Here is a 19,842-nt window from a genome sequence, read left to right as displayed (position 1 = left end):
AGTGTCAGGAAACGGAGTATGGCGTAGCTTGGTAGCGCGCTCGGCTGGGGGCCGAGAGGTCGCAGGTTCAAATCCTGTTACTCCGATTGACAATTACGAATCAGTGCCGGATTTCCCAAATGATAGGAAACCGGTGCTTTTGGTTTACTGATAAAGTTATGGAGACATAGCTCAGCTGGGAGAGCATCTGCTTGACGTGTAGAGGGTCGCAGGTTCGAGTCCTGTTGTCTCCATTATTTTAAAAATATAGAAAACACCGAGATTCCTTGTAATTACTGGGTTTTTCGGTGTTTTTCCTAACTATGCAACACGAAATGCAACACAAAATTTATCTCTAAAACCAAAAAGAGAGGTTATATTTTCCTCTCTCGATACAACTGACGCAGAACTTCTTCTATTTTCTCTCTCTTATTGACCTTTGGATAAGCCACCTTGTAAGCTCTGGTAGCATTAAGATCAATCAGGTACTCATCTGCAAATATTTTCTGTTTAGCTGTTAATGCCATCAGTCTCACCTTCCAATCATTTTTATTAGTAAAGATTGAAAAAAGACAGCCTAAGCCATCTTTTTTCACTTAAAATTACTCCATATTAGTATTGCTAACACTAGAAAAACTATTGTAAATATTCCAGTTGCAATTCGAGCCCCTTTATCTCCCCATTTTTCTTTAAACCAACTATTAACCCCTCTTACACCCGGCAACCGCAGGGTATTTTTTTGTGTATTCAATAATTACGTTTGCTACACTAACCATTCCGTACATTACTAAACTTTGTCTTTTCCATCTCTCTCCACCTCCGCCAAAGTACGGATCCAGATAGCTGTTGTGCTCTGGCATATTCTCAATTATTCAGTAGGCGATTCTTCTTTTGCTTCCGGGATAATGTAATAATGATTTCAATTTGTTAAGCTCCTCTCTTTTGGGCAATAAAAAACTACCAGCTCAATACTGATAGTTAGTAGTATTCGTTATATATTCAATTTTTCAACTCCTTATTATGCTTGCTTGGCGAGTAATAGTTCTATTTCACTTTTAATTATTTGTTTTAATTCTTCTTTTTCTTCATTAGAAGGTCGTGTACGTTCATCAAATAAAACTGAAATAGGGAGTTGATATACCGAGCTTACTATTGGAGTGTCACCTTTTTTTCTTGGATATAAATGCCAATGAATGTGAGGGCAACTGTTTCCAAGTAATTCATAATTCATTTTATCCGGTTTAAAAATATTATTGACTGCTTCTGCAACCATTGCCATCTCTTCAAGATGCTTTACCTTAAAGTTTCGCTCTAAATCGTACAACTCAGGACCATGCTCTGTTTCCCGGTGTTTTTATTTTTATTATACAATTATATTATAAAACCTTAAGAATTTATCGATAAAGACGATTATACATAAGTAGAACTAATAGAAATGTGAGGGAATGATATGAACGAAGAAACATTAGTATTTGGTAAAGGTATTAAAATCTGGAGCATCATTTGTATAATTTTAAGTGTATTTACTTTAATTGTTAATTGTGCAGCAGGTTTTTTTGATTTGGCTGTTGTAGGAGCCTTTGTTATTGTGGCTTATATTCTTTTGTTGGTAAAAAAAAGAAAGATTGCTTTTTATGCCATTGTAGTTTGTATAATAATTACCATGATTCTGAATGTAGCAATACATCATGTGGGTATTATTTTGGCGTTATCCGGTTTTATTAATCCTATCATTACATTTGCTTTTCTATCGAAATATTGGAAACAGATGAATTAGGTAAGACGGTGCCGGGACCTTTGTCCTGACACCGTCTTTTACAGTATGATACATGCATAATTGTTTTTCCTTTATTCAATATGTCTCTTTTTGTACCACCATATTACCGCCACTAAGCATATGGCAAGACCTGCTAATGCAGGAATAATAACCTTCGCTCCAGATGCTCCGCCTTCCGCGACACTCCATATTATCTTGCCAAAGGCAATTCCGGTCAGCACACCGATACCAGCTTTTATATTGCGCTTCCATAAACCCCATATTAACAATCCCATTGAAACAGGTACGATGCTGGTAACTATAATTTTTGCAGCCGTCCAGTTCTGTGTAAGATATTCCCGCTCCATTGCCAGAAACTCTCCAACTTTCGGATCAATCGCACCAGGTCTGGGAAACCAGAACATACTGGTTAACAATAAAAAGATCGTAGCACTTATTCCGGTTGCATTTCTTATAAAAGCAAAATAGCATAACGGAATCATAAAGATAGGCCGTATATACCAGCTCAATATATTTTGGTGTCTTGAAAACGCCCATTCAAAGAAAACTGAATCGGTTGCCATCAGGAATACAAAGGCTGCAGATAATACTGCAAATAGTAACGCTGTGTTTTTATCTAAATTCTTCATTATTTCACCGTTCCTTTCATATTTATTCCATCTACAGATACAATAAGAGAAATACCATGATTAATGTCACGACAATCAGTGCCTTACGATACGCTGGTTCACAGGCTTTTCCAAAAATTGTACCAATTACAGGTACCTTCTTCAGTAATTTAACAAGCACCAATGAAAGTATGGCTGCTTCTCTGCCTATTCCGGCATTTCCTCCAGTAATAAAACATATTTTCTCCATAAAATCACCTCGCAAAATGATTGTACAGGCTTTATAGACCACGTGGTCTATAAGTTAAATATAACACTTAGCAATCGCTCTGTCAACTACGATTGCTCTATACGAAAATTATATTGTAGAACATATACCATAAATATGCCTGTTATTTCATTTATTCTGTGATATAATCTAATCACTTATTTATATTATTGGAGGTAGCAATGAATCCGAAGACATTTGAACGCAAAGATCAGCTGATGTCTGCTGCACTTGAAGAGTTTACAGATAAAGATTATGAAAAAGCTTCTTTAAATACTATTATTAAACATGCAAATCTCAGTAAAGGTGTATTCTACTATCATTATCCAAACAAGGAATCGCTTTATCTCGCTCTTCTAGAGGATGCTTTTATAAAAAAGTGGCAGTATATAAAGTCACATACAGATAACGTGGACTATCATACTCAGGATATTTTTGACAGATTTATCTCTCAGGCAAAAGCAAGCGTGAGATTCGCCAAAGAGTATCCACAGTATTATAAATTAGGGCGGATGTTTCTGAAAGAAAAAGGGACCCCCATTTTTGGGACGGCATTAAAGCATATTAAATCGTCTGATCCGGATGTCCTGGATGAGATGATAAAAAACGCTTACCAAAAAGGAGAAATCAACAACCAATATCCTATTAATTTTACAGTCAAATTAATGCATCACTTATTTTTGGAATTTGAATCTATATTTTTTCAGGACATGGATCACGATTTACAGGATATTACAGATATACTTGAAAAATATGTATTATTTATGCGGCATGGACTGACTCCAAAGTAATCACAAATTTTTTATTGACTATTCATATATTGTGTGCTATACTAAGTAAGTATTTTAATAAAGTTTTGATTTCGCATATATTTGTAAGTCATTATTCTATTGATGATTTACAAGTATATGCGATTTTTAGTTTTAAGCAAAATACAGAATAATTATTTAAGGAGGTATCTTTTCATGAAAAAAGGTACAGTAAAATGGTTTAACGCACAAAAGGGTTTTGGTTTCATCTGTGATGAAGAAGGCAACGATATTTTCGTTCATTTCTCCGGTCTTGCTATGGAAGGTTTTAAGTCTTTAGAGGACGGACAGTCTGTTGTTTTCGAAACAATCGATGGCAACCGCGGCCTTCAGGCTGTTAATGTTCACGTCGCTTAATTTCATACAGATATAACAACCATCTGTATTTTAAAAAGTCAGAGATATTTTTATTTGTTACAGCTAAGCCAGCAGGGTTTATTTCATATTCTCTGCTGGCTCAAACTATTTATTCGTAAATTAATTATACAGATTATTAAAAATGGCGGGCCCGAAACAAATCGGATACCCGCCAAAATGCATTAGTCACAACCACAATCATCATAACCATCATAACCATCATAATCACAGTCATGATGATGATGATGGCACCGAGGATCATTACATCCTGCTCTGTATCCAGCCCAGTAAGCTCTCCTTACTTCCTCTGAGCAGTCATCATCATTGCCGTTGCCGTTGCAATTACAGTTATTATTACAATTGCTGTTGCAGCCATTTCCACAACCCCAAAAGCATCCCATAGTTACTACCCCCTTTTCAAATTATAATGTATTATATGGTGGGTAAAGACAAGATGTGAATGAAGTAGATGAGACATGTCCAGCTTGTTCACACAATATAAGAACATGCATATATTACTATTACAGAACAAGATATCAAATCAATAATGGAGATATCAAATACGAGCGCAAGCTGCCGCATAACCGCCTTACCAATGTAAAACAACTCATTTTTTCGCGCTGTCAGATATTGTATTTCCTGTTGATAATGAGTTCTGTAAACTGCCCGATCATAAGTATGAAACCTCAGCAGGGCGAAGACCAACGCATCCTGGTTTTCGCCCTTTTTATTATTCTGGTCTTCTTTTGGTATTCGGTCCCATACCTTCCCTGCGGGAATTATGGGTCTGATTCTGATTCTCAATTTTCCCTTTTTCTTCCGGTTTATGATTTACAGAACTGGTTTTCCTTGTATTATCCTTTGACATTTATATCACCTCACCTTTAATATGTCTGCAGCGTTTGTTTTTTATACAGTTTTGATTAAAATGCATAATTAATTCTACCTGGTACATTCTAATTATGAGGTGATAAAAATGTCATATATAGCTCCTGCAGTCCAGGCAAAATTTGAAACGCTCTCCATTGATTTAAAAAATCAGATCCTGGAACGAAATGTGCAGATTAATACCATTTACGATCTCATCCGCGTTCTGGAGGAAATCGTAGATGAAGGGAGCTGATCCCTTCACTGACAGCCACAGGCCGCATAGACCTGTGGTTGTTACAGTATAAGAGAGAAACAAAAATTAAGGGCCGCACCCTGAGGTACGACCCATAAAAAAATTAATTTCAATTATCTGCAGTTTCTGAAATAAGAAGAAAACTGACCGAAATTACAGTTGCTTCTGGAATTGTAAGTTGCGCCTTTCTGACCGCTATTGCTGCAGTTAGACCTGTTTTTGCTGTTGCATCCATACTGGCTTAACAGACTGTTTAAAGACTGACCATAGCAGTTAGATGAATAAGAGTTCGGTAATGATCTGGAACAGGTTGCTGCCTGTGCTGTCATTGGGACACCTGCTACGGTCAATACAGTTGCTGCTGCTAAAACAAATGCTGGTAATTTTCTCATGGTAATATCCTCCTTATATGTTACATAATTGTTACATTTCTTTTACAAAATGTATCATAACATACATAAATTGGAATTACACTAGGAGAAAATTGGCAATTACCCTATGTTTTCCAGTTTGTATTCTTCGTCTGCAAGTTTCAGTGCGCCCATAATTCCCTGGTAGTCATTCAGGCTCGGTAAAACAATATAATGCTCCATATCTTCAAGTTCTTTCGTCTTGATATAACCGCCCAGCTGACGTGCTACTTCTTCTCTTACCAAAGGCATCAAATGCTCCTGGTGCATGACACCGCCTCCAAGAATAATACGCTGGGGAGACAATACCATGATATAATCCACAAGTGCCTGAGCGATATAGTAAGCCTCCAGCTCCCATACTTCTTTTCTGTCTGCCAGCTGTGCTCCCTTCATTCCCCATCTTGCCTCAATGGCAGGTCCTGCTGCCATTCCTTCCAGACAGTTTTTGTGATATGGACATGTCCCCTCAAAGGCATCCTCCGGGTGCCTGGAAAGAAGAAGATGTCCGCCTTCCGGGTGAAGCATACCGTGAAGCAGCTTTCCATTGCTTATAATACCTGCTCCCACTCCTGTTCCGATGGTGATATACATACTGTTCTCAAGTCCCTTTGTGCTCCCCCAGGTAGCTTCACCGAGGGCAGAACCATTGACATCGGTATCAAATCCCACCGGCACCTTCAAAGCCTCTTTAAACGCACCCACAATATTGTAATTCAGCCACGCAAGTTTTGGCGTTGTGGTGATATAGCCATACGTTTCTGAATTTCTGTTAAGATCAACAGGACCGAAGCAGCCAATTCCCAGTGCTTCAATTTCCTTATCCAAAAAATAGGCAATCAGCTTGGGCATGGTAATCTCAGGTGTTTCCGTTGGTATGGAAATACGTTCAAATATCTCGCCGTTCTCATTGCCAATAGCACAAACCATCTTTGTGCCTCCTGCTTCTAATGCACCCAGTCTCATAACTTCTCCTCCTGCTTTATTCCGGATTGGAACAAATAACGGACATCGTTCCCTCAAATCTGCACTCTCCGCTCTTAGCCGGTATAATAAAATTCTGACCAGCTTCCAATGGAATTCCATTGATGCAGCCTTTACCGCTTATTACACTGACATTGGTAAAATATCTGGAAAATTCTTTCGTAAACACCCCTTCAATCTCGTACTTATCAACTGAATAGTACTTACAGGTTATTAAATGCGTATGCACAGCTCCGGATAGTTTCTCTGTAACAACCGCTACATCAGTATCCTTAAACGGAGCTCTGATCGTAGCAATACTCTGTTCCACATGAAGCTGCCTTGGTTTTCCGCCTGACAGGCGGTCATAATCATAAACACGATACGTGATATCACTGCTCTGTTGCGTCTCAAGGATTAAAGTTCCCCCTTTGATTGCGTGAACACAGCCGGGGTTAATCTGAAAGAAATCCCCCTTCTTTATGGGGATTGTTCGGATAAATTCCGACCACTGATGGTTTCTTATCATGGATTCCATCTCATCCCGGTCTTTGGCATGATGACCGATGACGATTTCAGTATCCGGTTCACAGTCAAGAATATACCAGCATTCCGTCTTTCCCAGAGAACCCTTCTCGTGAATTTTCGCATAGCTGTCATCGGGGTGTACCTGAATGCTTAAATCATTCTTAGCATCAATGACCTTAACCAGAAGAGGAAATTCGTCCCCCGGATATAAGCCGAAGAGTTCCGGTTTATCCTTCCATAAACTGCTTAAAAGCTTTCCGTCATAAATACCGCCGGCAATCCGGCATTCCCCATTTTTATGAGCACTAACTGCCCAGCATTCCCCTGTGGTCTCGCTAGGTATATCATACCCAAATACCTCCCGAAGCTTATTACCGCCCCAGATGGCTTCTTTAAAAACCGGTTCCAGAAATAAAAACTCCATCACTCTTCCTCCTTATGTGTCAACCCTGTATGCTTACTTCCTATATTTTACATGAATATCATGAAAAGGAAAAGAGGTAATTGAAGTTACAGAGAATCTTTTCCATATACCTGGATCTGGGTAAGAGCTGGGAATGGGGATGGATCATCTGCTTTTATTAAATGACTCAGTTTCAGCCAGGTAATATTTTTCTTTTCCAATGCAAATACATGTGGTTTTACGCTCTTTTCCATTTTCACAATCTCTTTCGTCCCGTCTGAGAATGTGATAGTTGCCTCCACCCACCAGTTATCATGAGGAAAATCAGCCCGTGTATATAATACGATCCGGTCAAATTCCACACTACGTCCAAAATCCAGGGTGATTTCCGCGTCATCCTGACGGTTGATTCCCCAGGACTCGTATGGCCACTCTCCATGGGATTCATTGGCAATAACTCCGTCTATGGCATTACGTGCCGCAAATACAGCCTCACCTCTTGTTTCCACATTTGCATATGCATGTGGATAACAGCCGGTATCACCATGCTGGTCCATCACATTAACAGCCAGGTTACGGTATTTAAATGTCTCCCACTCTTCCGCTTTTCGAATGGTCAGATAATGCCTGGTACCGGTAAATGCCCTGGGATTGTAAGAAACCTTTTTATCACCAAAAGGTATGTCAAAAACCACCTCCTGCTTTGTCAGATATACAAAGGATTCATCCATACAGTCATCGATCCTGATTACGTAGTGGCCACCTGGCTGATCTGTTCTGCAGACAATAAGATCGCCTTCCTCGTAGATGCCTTCATACACCAGAACCGCCTGATCTTCTCCTGATGCAAAAGCCTTTATGGTATCACCGTATCCCTTTACAGTTATGGATACATTTGTCATCATTCGTCCTCCTGCTCTTCCTGTTCAAAATAGTCTTTATACTCTACTTCAATCTGGTGCTTCATGCGCTTCATACTGTAAGTCAAGTGCTCTCTGAGGGATTGTTCCAGACCTTCAATATCCTTTTTTTCCAGTAATTCAAAAAGCTCCGTGTGTTCTCTTATGATTCTTGTAAAATCTGTTTCCGTCACAAAATCCAGCATACGGAATCTGGTATAATGCAGCTGCTGTGCCTGTATCATATCCCAAAGCTTTCTTTTTCCCGTCGCCCGGTACCAAATAGCATGCATCTGTGCATCCATGCGGTAAAACTGCTCTGGTTCAAATCCTTTCTCCAGGATCAGTGCCTGCTGCTTTCGAATCAAATACCGGACTTCTTCCATCCATAATGGAGTGGCCATATTGGCAAAATCACGCATAACCATGGTTTCCACAGCAACACGCATATAAATCATCTGTTTAATGGTGTCCAGATTAAGAAGCGTGACCTGCGTACCGGAATAAGGTACGGATATGACAAACCCCTGTTCCTGCAGCTTTCTTACTGCTTCTCTGACCGGGGTGCGCGATACACCAAACCGCTCGCAGATCTCATTCTCGCTTATGATCTGACCGGGCTTTAATTCCAGATCCAGAATTTCCTGTTTTAACGTTTCAAATACCAGTTCGCCACGGTTTTTATAGGTCTTGGTCTTTCCTTCCATAGAACCCTCTCCGTCCTTTAAATTTACAAATATAAAAGATGCCATGACTCCCGCCTTCTAAGGGCGGGCATCATGGCCATGTTTATCCCATCCGGGACTTCCCTGTAAGGGCATCAATTACTGTGGCTGTTTACCAATGTATGCTAAAATACCGCCGTCAACATAAAGAATATGTCCATTGACAAAGTTGGAAGCGTCAGAAGAAAGGAATACTGCAGGACCTGCAAGATCCTCAGCCTCGCCCCAGCGTCCTGCCGGTGTCTTAGCAATAATGAACTGGTCAAACGGATGTCTGGAACCGTCTGCCTGAACCTCACGCAGAGGTGCGGTCTGTGGTGTTGCAATATATCCTGGTCCGATACCATTGCACTGGATGTTGAATTCGCCGTACTCAGAAGCAATGTTCTTTGTCAGCATCTTTAAACCACCCTTTGCAGCTGCATATGCAGATACGGTCTCACGACCAAGTTCAGACATCATGGAACAGATGTTAATGATCTTTCCATGTCCTTTTTTAATCATTGACGGAATCACTGCTTTTGCTACGATAAACGGTGCATTTAAATCAACATCAATTACCTGTCTGAACTGTTCTGCTGTCATATCACACATTGGAATACGCTTAATGATACCTGCGTTATTTACCAGAATATCGATCACGCCTACTTCTTTTTCAATCTGTGCAACCATGGCATTCACGCCTTCTTCACTGGTTACATCACAAACATATCCATGAGCAGTAATGCCCTCTTCTTTATAAGCTGCAATTCCTTTGTCTACTAATTCCTGCTTAATATCATTAAAAACAATGGTAGCGCCAGCTGCTGCAAGAGACTTTGCAATAGCAAATCCAATGCCATAAGAAGCGCCTGTTACAAGTGCAACTTTTCCTTCAAGAGAAAACTGTTTTGTAAAGTTATCCATATTATTGATTCTCCTTTGCTTTTATTTTGGTCAGTTATTTCGTCATTAGATAATTGGTTTGTATTCAAGTGCAAAAGTTTGTATACAAATCCAATGACTTGTATTTATGCTAACACAGTGCAAATATTTTTTCAATATACATATTAGACAAAGTAGACTATTTTTATTTAGTTATATTTTTCCAAATCCTGAATTTACCCAAAATAAAAAAGTTCCGGTCTTCATTAAATGAAAATCGGAACTTTTCGTTCACTGCATTATTTGCATCCACATCCGGAATCTGTAGTTCCCATGACGGATCCGCCATAGGTTCTTCCACAGCCGTTTGCACTCCAGAATCCATCACGAAAACCGGTCTCATAACCATCTTTAAAACCACATGCATATCCCTGACGATAGCACATATTCATGCTGCCGTTTCCGGTTGTTGCATCGCTCACATCGCTGCATTTGTTGTTGCAGCTGGTATTACAATTATTCGCATTACTATTTCCGCTCGGGCAATTACAATTGCAATTACATCCATTATTCCAACTCATTTTTATATACTCCTAATTAATCAGTTCGTAGTATATTTTATGCCCTAAGCTTTCATTTGTGAGTTAAAATAAAAAAATCCTTATTCCAGAGTCATCATTTTTCTGTTCTTAAACTCCTCAGCCCTGCCTACATTCCAGTCACTTACCGGGCGGTAGTAACCGGCAATTCTGCTGTAAACATCTGTATGACTCCCGCAGTTGGAACAGATCTCATGCTTTCCTGGCAGATAACCGCAGTTCTGGCAGACAGAATAAACTGGAGTAAATGTAAAATAAGGAATTTTATACTGGTCTGTCATATTCTTTAATGCATCTCTGACATTCCTGTAATCATCTTCCTCCTTTTCCATATAGACAGAAAATACTGTACCCGCCGTATAGAGCGGCTGTACCTTATTCTGATTATTCAAAGCCTCCCAAAGACCTCCGCCCCAGTCCGCCGCAAGCTTGGTACTGTTGGTGTAATAAGGGGTTGTGGAATTTTTACTTGCAGTGATGATTTCCGGAAACTCTTCCCGGTCAATCAAAGCAAGCCGGTATGCTGCCGATTCCGCCGGCGTTGCTTCAAGACTGAACAGGCTTTTATACTGCATCTGGTACCCAACCAGTTTTTCCTTTAAATGTTCCATTATCTGTACTGCAAAGACCTGGGTCTTCTCCGATTCCATACCCGCGCCCAGCCAGCACGCATTATGACCTGCCTCATTCATGCCTACAATACCAATTGATGAGAAATGATTGGTGAAGTTTTCCAGATAGCATACGGTATAAGGGTAAAGACCGTTATCCAGGAGTCTGGAAATAACCTTCCGCTTAATATCAAGAGACCTTGCTGCAAGATCTGCCACCCGGTCCAGGCGTCGGTAAAAATCTGTTTCATCAGAAGCTGAATATGCAATTCTGGGGAGATTAAGAGTAACCACTCCAATGGAACCGGTATGCTCCCCATATCCGAAAAAGCCACCTGCCTTATTGCGCAGTTTTTTTAAATCCGGGGTATTGTCTGAAGTATAAGCCCGTACATCTCCCTGGAAGAGGTTTCCATTCACATAATTGGAAAAGTAGGGAGTACCATAATGGGATGCCAGTGTAAATAAAAGACGGTTTCTTTCCGAATCAGACCAGTCAAACGCTTCTGTTATTGAGAAAACGGGAATCGGATACTGAAATCCCATTCCTCCGGCATCTCCCTCCAGCATCGTCTCTAAAAAAGCACGGTTTATCATATCCATCTCCGCCTGGCAGTCTCCATAGGTAAAGTCCAAATATTTACCGCCTGCAATGGCCTTTTGGGATTTCATATCCTCCGGCACTGTTAAATCCAGGGAAATATGGGAAAATGGGGCCTGCGTTCCCCAGCGGCTCGGAGTATTGACTCCAAATACAAAGGCCTCCATGCATTTTTTCACTTTATCATAGGTCAATCCATCTGTTCTCACAAAGGGTGCCAGATATGTATCAAAAGAAGAAAATGACTGGGATGCCGCCCATTCATTCTGCATAATACCTAGAAAATTTACCATCTGATTACACAGCGTCGCCAGATGCTTCGCTGGTGAAGCTGTAATCTTTCCGCTGATTCCTCCCAGCCCCTCAAGAAGAAGCCTTTTTAATGACCATCCACAGCTATAACCGGTCAGCATGGAAAGATCATGGATATGTATCTCTCCATGATTATGCGCGTCTGCAATCTCCTTGTCGTAGATTTCCGAAAGCCAGTAATTTGTGGTGACTGCTCCGGAATTGTTCAGGATAAGACCGCCTACAGAATAGGTAACCGTGGAGTTTTCTTTCACATGCCAGTCCTCGACTTTCACATACTGGTCTACCACGTCCTTATAATCCAGTGTGGTACTGCCTAAGTTTCTGATCTTTTCCCTTTGTTTCCGGTAAAGGATGTAAGCCTTTGCCACTTCTATATAACCTGTTTCCTCCAGAACATTTTCCACACTGTCCTGGATATCTTCCACTGGGATGCTCTCTGTTTTGACCTTATTTTTAAAATCTGAAGCAACTCTTAAAGCCAGAAGCTCTACGATGCTGTCAGTATAATACTTGCCGGTGGCTTCAAAGGCTTTTTTAATTGCTGCCTCGATCTTTGATAATTCAAATCCAGTGACCGTTCCATCCCTTTTTACTACATTTAACACGCCCATACACACCCCTTTATTCGTTTACCTGATAAATCAGGATACGGTCTCTGCTTTTTAATTCCTGCTGGAAATATCCGCTTTCTCCATTTACTTCCAATACTACCCGTCCCGTAAGATTCTTAAAATCAAGACCGGAATATTCCAGCATATCCATCAGATAATAGGGACGCTGGTCGGCTTTCACCGGAAGAGTAATTGGCTTGTCATTCAGGAAAAATGTGATTTTCCCATCGCTTTTATGAAAGGCAGTTTCCGATTGAACTAAGTCTTGTGGATGCCGCTGATCAAGCTTTATGTCTGTGGATACCATCTGAGCCGGAGGAATTAGAATTCCAGGTACATTCTGAGGTACAGAAACGGACTCATCTAACAGTTCCTGCTCTTCATCCGCGCTATCAAATAAAGCCTGATCTGCCAGATCTTCTTTTGTCTGAACCGTTTCTATTATGATACTATCACCTGTTTTTAACGAAACATCCTCCTTTGCCTCGATTCCATTAACCAGAATCCTCTTGCCTGATCCTGGTTTTTCGATATCAGAAAGCATGGCAGAGGCGCTCTTTCCGTGACTTGCAGGGACAAACACAATCCAATCCTCCGCACTTACCTGATCAGAAAGCTGTGCTTCCTCTCCATTTAGTGTAAGCACAGATGGTTCCGCCTTCTCTCCGTAAAAAACAGTTCGTTTTCCATTTACACTGATTACAAGATTCTGACCGGAACGACCGATCATATCCTGGTAGTTATAACCGTTCATCATTAAAACATCCATAACTGTAAAGGTCCCGCCGCGGAAAAGCTTTGCAGGGCGGTCATTTAAAATAACCCGAAAACCGTCATTGACAATATTAAATCCAGCAGAAATAACAATCCCCAAAGGGGTCGCATACTCCGGATTCTCCAGATCATATTCATCAGAATAAGCGTTAATTTTAAAATTATTGCCTGCAATTGCCACACGCTTGGAATCAATTTTTAAATGTTCCACGATTCCTTCTTTCAGTCCGGCCAGCCTGCTGCCGCCTCCTGCGAGGAAAACTGCCGACGGCATACCGCCGTTAACCTCCAGAATCTTTTCAGAAATCTCCTGACAAAGCCTGGAAGAAGCCTCTTTGATGCTGCCAAAAACCGCTTCCCTGGTAATCGTCTGCTCAAATCCGAGAATATCCGTAAATTTCAGTTCTTCTGCTTCATCAATCTGGGACTTGATTTTTTCCGCAGTTGAAAAATCCACCAGGTATTCTTTCATAATGGATTCCGTAATCTCATCTCCTGCAAGTATCGCCATGGTATAACCGGTTACGCTTCCATCCCGGCAAACAGCAATATCTGAGGTACCTGCACCGATATCTACCATAGCAAGATTTAACAGGCGGATGTTTTGCGGTATCGCCGCATTAATAGCTGCAATTGGCTCCAAAGTAAGGCTTGCCACTTCCAGACCGATCTTATGCATGGCTGCATAAAGGCTTTCAACAACCTCAGTGGGAAGAAAAGTTGCAATTATATCTGCCTTCAAGACCCTTCCGTGGTGTTCAAGTAAATTGGAAATCATGTAATTATCCAAAAAATATCTGCTTACAGTATAGCCAACCAGATAAAACTGACGTTCATTATCCCGCCCTTCCCGGTTCATGAACTGCTTTTCCGCCTCGCTGATTGCTCCTGCTTCCAGTCTGCTGACGGATTCTGCATCGATTTTTTGTGCTCTGGCAAGCTCCATCTCAAAGGTTACACTTTCTGTTCTCAGTGCTCTTCCTGCTGCTGCCACACAAACCTTTACCAGTTTGCAGCCCAGCTTTTTTTCCAATCTTTCCTTGACCTGTCCGGCAATTTTTGCAACCTGATCAATATCCTCAATCTGCCCGTCAATCATTGCCCGCTTGGTATGCTCGGCCCTCTCTATGGCAACGATATGTATTCTGTCTCCATCCGGAATTCCTACCATACCAATGATGCTTCTGGTTCCAATATCCAGAGCGAAAATAGCCTGATCCGGAAGTGTATCTGTCAAAATGCTATTTCTGTTATCCATAAATAACGCCCCATCCTCTTTCCTATTTGTCTTTTATTTTACTAGTATAAGAGGGCTCCGTCAATCGAATAAAGGAAACTTTTGTTGAAAAAGATAGATTTTTGATACATGACTGCTGGCCTATGTATGTAAAAATTTTATTTTGTTACCAAAAACAAGCACATTTTCAGGTATCAATGGTCTGATTTACCAATTCATAAAATGGATGATACAGTCCTGTGGGTTCATAAAACACCGTGCCGGTCAATTGAAAGCCTAATTTTGAAATCAGCTTTTCAGATGCCTTATTTTGCGGGTGATGACCTGAATACAGCTTTTCAGCTTTTAAAACACGGAAGCTGTAGTCAACAGCGGCTTTTGCTGCCTCTGAAGCATACCCCTGTCCCCAGTATTTTTCTCGCAGATGAAATCCCAGCTCAAAGGAATGAGATTCGGTTTTATAAGGGCGTATTCCGCAGCAGCCAATAAGTTCACCCGTTGACAATTCAAATACCGGCCAGTACTGGATATGATATATTACGTGATTATGGACCTCCGTATTGAGACGGTCTATAATATCCTGCTTTGAAAACTTTCCACTGGAACAAATGTACTTTGTGACTTCACTATGTCCCCATAGCTCAGTTGCCAGATCCAGATCTTTTGCATCCCAGACAGAAAATCCAATTCTTTTTGTTTTGATAAAATATTCCCGCATCTTTCGTCTCCTCTACAAGTAAGTGATGTATTTAATCTCAGACCTTGTCCCGTTTCACAGACTCTTCACAAATCTATCAAAATCCCGTCACATTTTGACAGTATAGTAGTAAATGTAAAGAGGTTAACCTTTTAAATAAAACTTTTTTTCATACAGTCGGCAGGATCCCCCATCTTGCCGGCTTCCTCCATTTTATTGGAATACAATTTTGAATGCCGTCGTGCTTATTTAATCTCATTATCATCAGACGTTTCATCCACATCTGCTTCAATTTTTTTTACTCTCTTTTTATAAATGAAGACGCAAAACGTTAATGCTGCGAAGGACAATAGAAAGATTTCTACAAACATGAAGACTCCAGTGGCAATTGCACCGCCTAATTTTCCATACTTATAGAAGGATGAGACAAAATATATAATTCCGCATATGGTACCAGTTAACAGACTGAGTAAGAAATTGGTTTTTGAATTTGGTTTCAGCCTTCTATCCCATATTCCATTGGCCAGGCATGCCACCAGTGTATAAATGGAAATGAGTAAAAATACCAGCATCTCACCAGCTAGTTCAGTAGATATTTTACTTATATCTTTGGTCATGATAACCTGCAGCATAATGACTGCCGCCAGACCCCAGAATGCAAGCCAGAATCCATAGTGTTCAATTTTTAATAATTTTTGTTCCTGCATCTCATCTAAATTATTCTTTTTTTTATTCATTATTTTCCTCCTCCCAAAACAACTCATCAAGACTCTTTCCCAATACCCGGCAAATTGCCCGGCATAATTTAATCGTCGGATTGTATTCACCCTGCTCTATGGCATTCATAGTCTGCCGAGAGATGCCTACTTTTTCTGCCAACTGTTTTTGTGTCAGATCCAGTTGGGCACGGGCAACTTTTATTGGAATATTTCGACCCATCGCAATCACCTCCACTGACATATATTAATATATAATTTTCATAATGTCAAGTATATATTACATTAATGTTATTAAATCACTTTTAAAAGCACCGATCCACAAATAGTGAATCGGTGCTCTCTTTCATTATGTCTGGGTAATAATTACCCCTATTTACATTTTGTTTTGATATCAAAGCTGGGATTAAATGCATAAAAGTTTTTGCTGTCCAGATTATCCTGGGTGATTCTAAGAGCTTCCCCGAATCTCTGGAAATGAACAACTTCACGCATCCTTAAGAACCGGATAGGATCACAAATCTCAGGATCAGTAATCACACGCAAAATATTGTCGTAAGTACTCCTGGCCTTTTGTTCCGCTGCCATATCTTCTACCAAGTCAGTGATCGGATCCCCTTTGGACTGAAATTCACATGCATTAAATGGAATTCCGCCCGCTGACTGAGGCCAGATACCAGTGGTATGGTCAATGTAGTATGGACCAAAACCAGATTCAACCACCTGCTCTGGGGTTAAGTTTCTGGTCAGCTGATGAATTATGGTTGCTACAATTTCTAGGTGAGCCAGTTCGTCTGGACTTAGTAGGTATCGGTAATAGAATAATTATTTCAAGATCGTTTAGAATGAGTTTTAACTATTGATACTAATTGAACTCCTTGTTGCGCTAATTTTTGCCTAGCATCCTTGTGTTGTGGCTCAAACACAACAAAGCATGAATATATGTTATAACCAAACTTTTTTAGATCCTTAATTGTCTCAATAACCATCATTCCTCCAGTTGTACTATCATCTACTATTAATGCTACTTTACCCTTCTCAGGAATAGATTTACAATTAAATTTTGATCTAAAATCATCTGTATGATTCCTAAACCTTTCTTTTTCCTCATGTATAATAAATTGTTTTCCTATTAGTTTAGCAAATTCATAGCCTAAAATTGGACTACCTCCTTTTGGCGAAACCACAAAATCAAATTCACTGTTTTTAATATCATTACCATTAAATGAGGTAATGCTCCAGTAAGTACTTAACAAGCGTGCAAAATAAATTGCTATTTCTGAATCACATGTCGCCCCAATCAAATCGATATAATAGTCTACTTCTGTAAATCTATTATGTCCAATAGCTATGTTCTTTTTAATTGTATATCTTTTTAAAGCTTCATTTGTGGTCTCTTCTAATGATTGTTGATGTAAATCCCTTGGAAAACTTATAAATTGATTCATTCTCTTTTGTTGATCTATATTAACTCCTAACTCTCTAAGAAGAGACAAAGTATCATCATTACGATTCAGCCTAAGTTTTCCACGTAACCATTTAGGTAAAAAACCCACATAATCAAGTATACCTGCAATAGTTGATAGACCTAAGATTAAAAGAACTATTTGATTAAGCAAATCTAAAAATTCTGTTATATTCATACTCTTTCCTCTTTCAAAAACCGCTGTTCATTTATAAAATCTGTGCTATGAAAATATATTTTACCTATCCCTCTCAGTTTTTCCATAATAATATTAGTGTCTGAACACGGCAGTTCTTTCAATCTATTTTCTCCTACCAATTCATTTATCTTATTTTCATCCATGTTTGTAACTAATAATTCTCCAATAACAGCACTAATTTTGTATTTTTCCATTAGGTCAATATATTGAGTTATATCTTTTATAGTTATATCTTTTAATACAGGTTTTATATATAAGGATATATATATTTTATTTAACTTACTTTTATATTCTAATAAACTTAACCGCTCACTAATTGTATCTGCATTCGGTTCTAATATTAAGGCATTTGAAATGGTAGGGACGCTTATATTAATACTCAACTGATTCTTAAATAAAAGCAAAGAATCTATATAGAGTAGATCCTTTAATTCTATTTTCTTCTTAGTAGCTAACTGTACATAATTTCCCATTCGAGCAAAGAACTCTATAATTTTAATGGTATTGGTTTTGTTTGTTTTGTCCCAGCATTCAGAATAACAGCCTATAGAAATAATGGTTCCTTCTTTACCTTGTAAAAAACAAGACATATTAATTACTTTTTTTATAGCTATTTCAGCAGTATAATATGTAATATCCTTACCTACTCCTAAATTAGAAAGATAACAATATTTACACCCTGAATTACAGCCAAGCGCTGTGTTAATAAAAATGCGTTTTTCATCGCCATATACTATGTTATTAACATCATTCATCTGTATTCCCCCATCAAATTATCAATTACCTTTTCCAAAATACTTATTACTTTGATTTAGTAACTTCTTTTGTATAAAAAACTTATATCTTCATTCTATCAAACAAATTCTTGCTTTACAACATTATTAACTTACAATTACACTATATTTAAAAACACCTATATACTACGCCCCAACCTTATCAGACACATGCAGTGCACACTCTAGTTATGACTGGCTCTTTGTTTAAAGAATTAATCTTTTCCATCAATAATAAAGTTCATACAAAATTAGCAAAGTAAAATTCACAAAGAAAAAACCCCGGTTCCCCAGGGTTATTTCATCACTCATTGTATTCGTTCACTTCAAAGTTTGAAATCTGTTCGTAAGCAATATAATCTTTTCGAGCTGTGAACGATGCTTTATTATAATCCTTCTCAATCATATAAGTGGGGCTAGAAGCTGCTTTACTTTTATACCAAGCAATAAAGTCATTTATTTTATCTGTAGTCATTTCATATTCTTTCCGTTCACCAGTTACCATGGTGATCACAAGAAGGGCTTTATTACCGGTTGGTTGTGTTGTATTTGATTTTATTGTTATAGCAGAATCATAAATCTGAAGATTGTCTAAACAGCCAATGAAAGATGTAGTTTTGACAGTATCTGTATAACCTCCGATATAAATATTGCCCGAGTAGACATCAGGCGCATTAGCTGTTGTTTGTGCAATTGGAATTGTCATATCGTCTATATATAGTTTGACGGAATTTGTATTTGTTGTGCCATCCCAAGTAAATAAAATATCATGCCATTGCCCATCACATATGCTATTTGAGGTTTGCATTTCAAAATTTATTGAATTTCCTTCAGAACCTGTATTATTTTGATGTCGAATATAAAGACTGCCAGGTGTTGTAATATTATCATATTTTCCAATACCTATATATAATCCACCCTGGGAATTCAGAGTTGTAAAAATCGGTTCTGTTTTACTGCTTGATACTGTTAAAGCATCTTTTTTTATTTTAAATCTAATTGATTTTTGCCCTTTTGGTACCATGCTGTTCGATCTACAAAGTAACGCCATATTACCTTCAAAGAGTCTTGCTTGTCCGATCCCGTTATATCCAGAAATAAATTTGCTATAACCTGAACTATCAAAATTAATGACAATGCCTGTACCTGAATCATATACCGTCTTGGTATCATCATTATCGAATGTATATTCATGAATAGGTTTAATGTCTCCATCTATTGTGTCAGCAAAAACATTAATCTGTCCTAAAAGCAACAAACTAACTGATAAACAAATACTCGTTGCAAATCTTAGCACTGCTCTCTTACTCATACTATGTACCTCCGTAATTTATCTTTTGTAATTATTGTTGTTATAAATATTCTAAATCAGTAAATAAAATTGCAGAAAAGAAAGCCATCTGATAACAACAAATGACTTGTAAATTTTTAATATAATCGATTATAGTATTCTGGGATTTCAGCTTTTTCATTTATGATTTAGAATGCTTGTATATTATCACCTTGTTTCAATCTGTACAATCGGTAACCT

Annotated in this window: 24 protein-coding genes, 2 tRNA genes and 2 pseudogenes; 6 read left to right on the top strand and 22 right to left on the bottom strand. The window is 38.9% G+C overall.

What is annotated here, in order from left to right:
* Positions 1-12: 12 nt before the first annotated feature.
* A tRNA-Pro gene (locus CRO04_RS09295) sits at positions 13-86 on the top strand.
* 74 nt (positions 87-160) lie between these two features.
* Positions 161-233, top strand: a tRNA-Val gene (locus CRO04_RS09290).
* A gap of 120 nt (positions 234-353) precedes the next feature.
* Here the strand turns inward: CRO04_RS09290 and CRO04_RS27425 are convergent.
* Entirely contained in the window at positions 354-575 is a 222-nt protein-coding gene (locus CRO04_RS27425) for a terminase small subunit (protein ID WP_330400812.1), read from the bottom strand.
* A 422-nt stretch (positions 576-997) separates the two neighbouring features.
* Positions 998-1,306: pseudogene (locus CRO04_RS09280) on the bottom strand (HIT family protein); the annotation flags it as partial.
* A 123-nt stretch (positions 1,307-1,429) separates the two neighbouring features.
* On the opposite strand from CRO04_RS09280, the gene CRO04_RS09275 reads away from it, so the two are divergent.
* The gene (locus CRO04_RS09275) at positions 1,430-1,756 is read left to right on the top strand and encodes a hypothetical protein (protein WP_097003960.1); all 327 of its coding nucleotides are present in this window, start codon (positions 1,430-1,432) and stop codon (positions 1,754-1,756) included.
* Positions 1,757-1,827: 71 nt separating this feature from the next.
* On the opposite strand, the gene CRO04_RS09270 is transcribed toward CRO04_RS09275, so the two are convergent.
* Both CRO04_RS09270 and CRO04_RS09265 read right to left on the bottom strand, forming a co-directional pair.
* The gene (locus CRO04_RS09270; protein ID WP_097003959.1) at positions 1,828-2,385 is read right to left on the bottom strand and encodes a hypothetical protein; all 558 of its coding nucleotides are present in this window, start codon (positions 2,383-2,385) and stop codon (positions 1,828-1,830) included.
* Positions 2,386-2,416: 31 nt separating this feature from the next.
* Positions 2,417-2,614: a hypothetical protein gene (locus tag CRO04_RS09265; RefSeq protein ID WP_097003958.1), complete on the bottom strand. Its 198-nt coding sequence runs from the start codon at positions 2,612-2,614 to the stop codon at positions 2,417-2,419.
* Between the two features lie 200 nt (positions 2,615-2,814).
* Here CRO04_RS09265 and CRO04_RS09260 point away from each other — a divergent pair, with 200 nt between their 5' ends.
* Both CRO04_RS09260 and CRO04_RS09255 read left to right on the top strand, forming a co-directional pair.
* Entirely contained in the window at positions 2,815-3,423 is a 609-nt protein-coding gene (locus tag CRO04_RS09260) for a TetR/AcrR family transcriptional regulator (RefSeq protein WP_097003957.1), read from the top strand.
* A 174-nt stretch (positions 3,424-3,597) separates the two neighbouring features.
* Positions 3,598-3,798: a cold-shock protein gene (locus CRO04_RS09255; RefSeq protein WP_097003956.1), complete on the top strand. Its 201-nt coding sequence runs from the start codon at positions 3,598-3,600 to the stop codon at positions 3,796-3,798.
* A gap of 182 nt (positions 3,799-3,980) precedes the next feature.
* Here CRO04_RS09255 and CRO04_RS25985 read toward each other — a convergent pair whose 3' ends face one another.
* Positions 3,981-4,199 (bottom strand): hypothetical protein, encoded by a 219-nt coding sequence (locus tag CRO04_RS25985; RefSeq protein WP_141400965.1) that lies wholly within the window; start codon positions 4,197-4,199, stop codon positions 3,981-3,983.
* A 329-nt stretch (positions 4,200-4,528) separates the two neighbouring features.
* Complete coding sequence (locus CRO04_RS26185) at positions 4,529-4,666, bottom strand: hypothetical protein (RefSeq protein WP_166432514.1); 138 nt, start codon at positions 4,664-4,666, stop codon at positions 4,529-4,531.
* A 108-nt stretch (positions 4,667-4,774) separates the two neighbouring features.
* Between CRO04_RS26185 and CRO04_RS26180 the strand changes: the two genes are divergently transcribed.
* Positions 4,775-4,921: a hypothetical protein gene (locus CRO04_RS26180; protein WP_166432513.1), complete on the top strand. Its 147-nt coding sequence runs from the start codon at positions 4,775-4,777 to the stop codon at positions 4,919-4,921.
* Between the two features lie 113 nt (positions 4,922-5,034).
* Here the strand turns inward: CRO04_RS26180 and CRO04_RS09250 are convergent, their stop codons facing one another.
* The 16 genes and pseudogenes from CRO04_RS09250 to CRO04_RS09175 form a co-directional block, all read right to left on the bottom strand.
* Entirely contained in the window at positions 5,035-5,313 is a 279-nt protein-coding gene (locus CRO04_RS09250) for a hypothetical protein (RefSeq protein ID WP_097003955.1), read from the bottom strand.
* Positions 5,314-5,412: 99 nt separating this feature from the next.
* A complete protein-coding gene (locus tag CRO04_RS09245) occupies positions 5,413-6,297 on the bottom strand; it encodes an ROK family protein (protein ID WP_097003954.1) in 885 nt (294 codons plus the stop codon).
* Between the two features lie 16 nt (positions 6,298-6,313).
* Positions 6,314-7,249 (bottom strand): type I phosphomannose isomerase catalytic subunit, encoded by a 936-nt coding sequence (locus tag CRO04_RS09240; RefSeq protein ID WP_097003953.1) that lies wholly within the window; start codon positions 7,247-7,249, stop codon positions 6,314-6,316.
* An 83-nt stretch (positions 7,250-7,332) separates the two neighbouring features.
* On the bottom strand, positions 7,333-8,127 hold the full coding sequence (locus CRO04_RS09235; protein WP_097003952.1) for a DUF7402 domain-containing protein: 795 nt from the start codon (positions 8,125-8,127) through the stop codon (positions 7,333-7,335).
* Positions 8,127-8,831, bottom strand: a complete 705-nt coding sequence (locus CRO04_RS09230) for a GntR family transcriptional regulator (protein ID WP_097004065.1) — start codon at positions 8,829-8,831, stop codon at positions 8,127-8,129. Before CRO04_RS09230 ends, CRO04_RS09235 begins: the two co-directional genes overlap by 1 nt.
* Positions 8,832-8,948: 117 nt before the next feature.
* Complete coding sequence (locus tag CRO04_RS09225) at positions 8,949-9,755, bottom strand: gluconate 5-dehydrogenase (protein WP_097003951.1); 807 nt, start codon at positions 9,753-9,755, stop codon at positions 8,949-8,951.
* A 257-nt stretch (positions 9,756-10,012) separates the two neighbouring features.
* Positions 10,013-10,294, bottom strand: coding sequence for a hypothetical protein (locus CRO04_RS09220; protein WP_097003950.1), 282 nt, complete (start codon positions 10,292-10,294; stop codon positions 10,013-10,015).
* Between the two features lie 80 nt (positions 10,295-10,374).
* The gene (locus CRO04_RS09215) at positions 10,375-12,444 is read right to left on the bottom strand and encodes a ribonucleoside triphosphate reductase (RefSeq protein ID WP_097004064.1); all 2,070 of its coding nucleotides are present in this window, start codon (positions 12,442-12,444) and stop codon (positions 10,375-10,377) included.
* Positions 12,445-12,460: 16 nt separating this feature from the next.
* Entirely contained in the window at positions 12,461-14,482 is a 2,022-nt protein-coding gene (locus tag CRO04_RS09210; protein WP_097003949.1) for a cell division protein FtsA, read from the bottom strand.
* 166 nt (positions 14,483-14,648) lie between these two features.
* Positions 14,649-15,179, bottom strand: coding sequence for a GNAT family N-acetyltransferase (locus CRO04_RS09205; RefSeq protein WP_097003948.1), 531 nt, complete (start codon positions 15,177-15,179; stop codon positions 14,649-14,651).
* 224 nt (positions 15,180-15,403) lie between these two features.
* Complete coding sequence (locus tag CRO04_RS09200; RefSeq protein WP_097003947.1) at positions 15,404-15,895, bottom strand: DUF6773 family protein; 492 nt, start codon at positions 15,893-15,895, stop codon at positions 15,404-15,406.
* Positions 15,888-16,097: a helix-turn-helix transcriptional regulator gene (locus CRO04_RS09195; RefSeq protein WP_097003946.1), complete on the bottom strand. Its 210-nt coding sequence runs from the start codon at positions 16,095-16,097 to the stop codon at positions 15,888-15,890. The genes CRO04_RS09200 and CRO04_RS09195 overlap by 8 nt, the downstream gene beginning before the upstream one ends.
* Positions 16,098-16,246: 149 nt before the next feature.
* Positions 16,247-16,678: pseudogene (locus CRO04_RS09190) on the bottom strand (manganese catalase family protein); the annotation flags it as partial.
* Between the two features lie 26 nt (positions 16,679-16,704).
* Positions 16,705-17,517, bottom strand: a complete 813-nt coding sequence (locus CRO04_RS09185; protein ID WP_097003945.1) for a phosphoribosyltransferase — start codon at positions 17,515-17,517, stop codon at positions 16,705-16,707.
* Positions 17,514-18,293: a hypothetical protein gene (locus CRO04_RS09180; protein WP_097003944.1), complete on the bottom strand. Its 780-nt coding sequence runs from the start codon at positions 18,291-18,293 to the stop codon at positions 17,514-17,516. Before CRO04_RS09180 ends, CRO04_RS09185 begins: the two co-directional genes overlap by 4 nt.
* 322 nt (positions 18,294-18,615) lie before the next feature.
* Positions 18,616-19,623: a LamG domain-containing protein gene (locus CRO04_RS09175; RefSeq protein ID WP_097003943.1), complete on the bottom strand. Its 1,008-nt coding sequence runs from the start codon at positions 19,621-19,623 to the stop codon at positions 18,616-18,618.
* Positions 19,624-19,842 lie beyond the last annotated feature (219 nt).

The sequence above is a fragment of the Lacrimispora amygdalina genome (assembly GCF_900205965.1).
GTDB classification, from domain to species: Bacteria; Bacillota; Clostridia; order Lachnospirales; family Lachnospiraceae; genus Lacrimispora; species Lacrimispora amygdalina_A.
Note: the sequence above shows the minus strand (reverse complement) of the source record. Positions and strands in the feature narration are given on the sequence as shown.

What these genes read in the sequence shown, in the direction of transcription:
- CRO04_RS09270 (WP_097003959.1), bottom strand. Translation starts at nt 2,385, where the DNA reads ATGAAGAATTTAGATAAAAACACAGCGTTACTATTTGCAGTATTATCT.
- CRO04_RS09220 (WP_097003950.1), bottom strand. Translation starts at nt 10,294, where the DNA reads ATGAGTTGGAATAATGGATGTAATTGCAATTGTAATTGCCCGAGCGGA.
- CRO04_RS09275 (WP_097003960.1), top strand. Translation starts at nt 1,430, where the DNA reads ATGAACGAAGAAACATTAGTATTTGGTAAAGGTATTAAAATCTGGAGC.
- CRO04_RS09210 (WP_097003949.1), bottom strand. Translation starts at nt 14,482, where the DNA reads ATGGATAACAGAAATAGCATTTTGACAGATACACTTCCGGATCAGGCT.
- CRO04_RS26185 (WP_166432514.1), bottom strand. Translation starts at nt 4,666, where the DNA reads ATGTCAAAGGATAATACAAGGAAAACCAGTTCTGTAAATCATAAACCG.
- CRO04_RS09235 (WP_097003952.1), bottom strand. Translation starts at nt 8,127, where the DNA reads ATGACAAATGTATCCATAACTGTAAAGGGATACGGTGATACCATAAAG.
- CRO04_RS25985 (WP_141400965.1), bottom strand. Translation starts at nt 4,199, where the DNA reads ATGGGATGCTTTTGGGGTTGTGGAAATGGCTGCAACAGCAATTGTAAT.
- CRO04_RS09175 (WP_097003943.1), bottom strand. Translation starts at nt 19,623, where the DNA reads ATGAGTAAGAGAGCAGTGCTAAGATTTGCAACGAGTATTTGTTTATCA.
- CRO04_RS09195 (WP_097003946.1), bottom strand. Translation starts at nt 16,097, where the DNA reads ATGGGTCGAAATATTCCAATAAAAGTTGCCCGTGCCCAACTGGATCTG.
- CRO04_RS09260 (WP_097003957.1), top strand. Translation starts at nt 2,815, where the DNA reads ATGAATCCGAAGACATTTGAACGCAAAGATCAGCTGATGTCTGCTGCA.
- CRO04_RS09245 (WP_097003954.1), bottom strand. Translation starts at nt 6,297, where the DNA reads ATGAGACTGGGTGCATTAGAAGCAGGAGGCACAAAGATGGTTTGTGCT.
- CRO04_RS26180 (WP_166432513.1), top strand. Translation starts at nt 4,775, where the DNA reads ATGTCATATATAGCTCCTGCAGTCCAGGCAAAATTTGAAACGCTCTCC.
- CRO04_RS09205 (WP_097003948.1), bottom strand. Translation starts at nt 15,179, where the DNA reads ATGCGGGAATATTTTATCAAAACAAAAAGAATTGGATTTTCTGTCTGG.
- CRO04_RS09185 (WP_097003945.1), bottom strand. Translation starts at nt 17,517, where the DNA reads ATGAATATAACAGAATTTTTAGATTTGCTTAATCAAATAGTTCTTTTA.
- CRO04_RS09250 (WP_097003955.1), bottom strand. Translation starts at nt 5,313, where the DNA reads ATGAGAAAATTACCAGCATTTGTTTTAGCAGCAGCAACTGTATTGACC.
- CRO04_RS09200 (WP_097003947.1), bottom strand. Translation starts at nt 15,895, where the DNA reads ATGAATAAAAAAAAGAATAATTTAGATGAGATGCAGGAACAAAAATTA.
- CRO04_RS09265 (WP_097003958.1), bottom strand. Translation starts at nt 2,614, where the DNA reads ATGGAGAAAATATGTTTTATTACTGGAGGAAATGCCGGAATAGGCAGA.
- CRO04_RS09180 (WP_097003944.1), bottom strand. Translation starts at nt 18,293, where the DNA reads ATGAATGATGTTAATAACATAGTATATGGCGATGAAAAACGCATTTTT.
- CRO04_RS09230 (WP_097004065.1), bottom strand. Translation starts at nt 8,831, where the DNA reads ATGGAAGGAAAGACCAAGACCTATAAAAACCGTGGCGAACTGGTATTT.
- CRO04_RS09225 (WP_097003951.1), bottom strand. Translation starts at nt 9,755, where the DNA reads ATGGATAACTTTACAAAACAGTTTTCTCTTGAAGGAAAAGTTGCACTT.
- CRO04_RS09255 (WP_097003956.1), top strand. Translation starts at nt 3,598, where the DNA reads ATGAAAAAAGGTACAGTAAAATGGTTTAACGCACAAAAGGGTTTTGGT.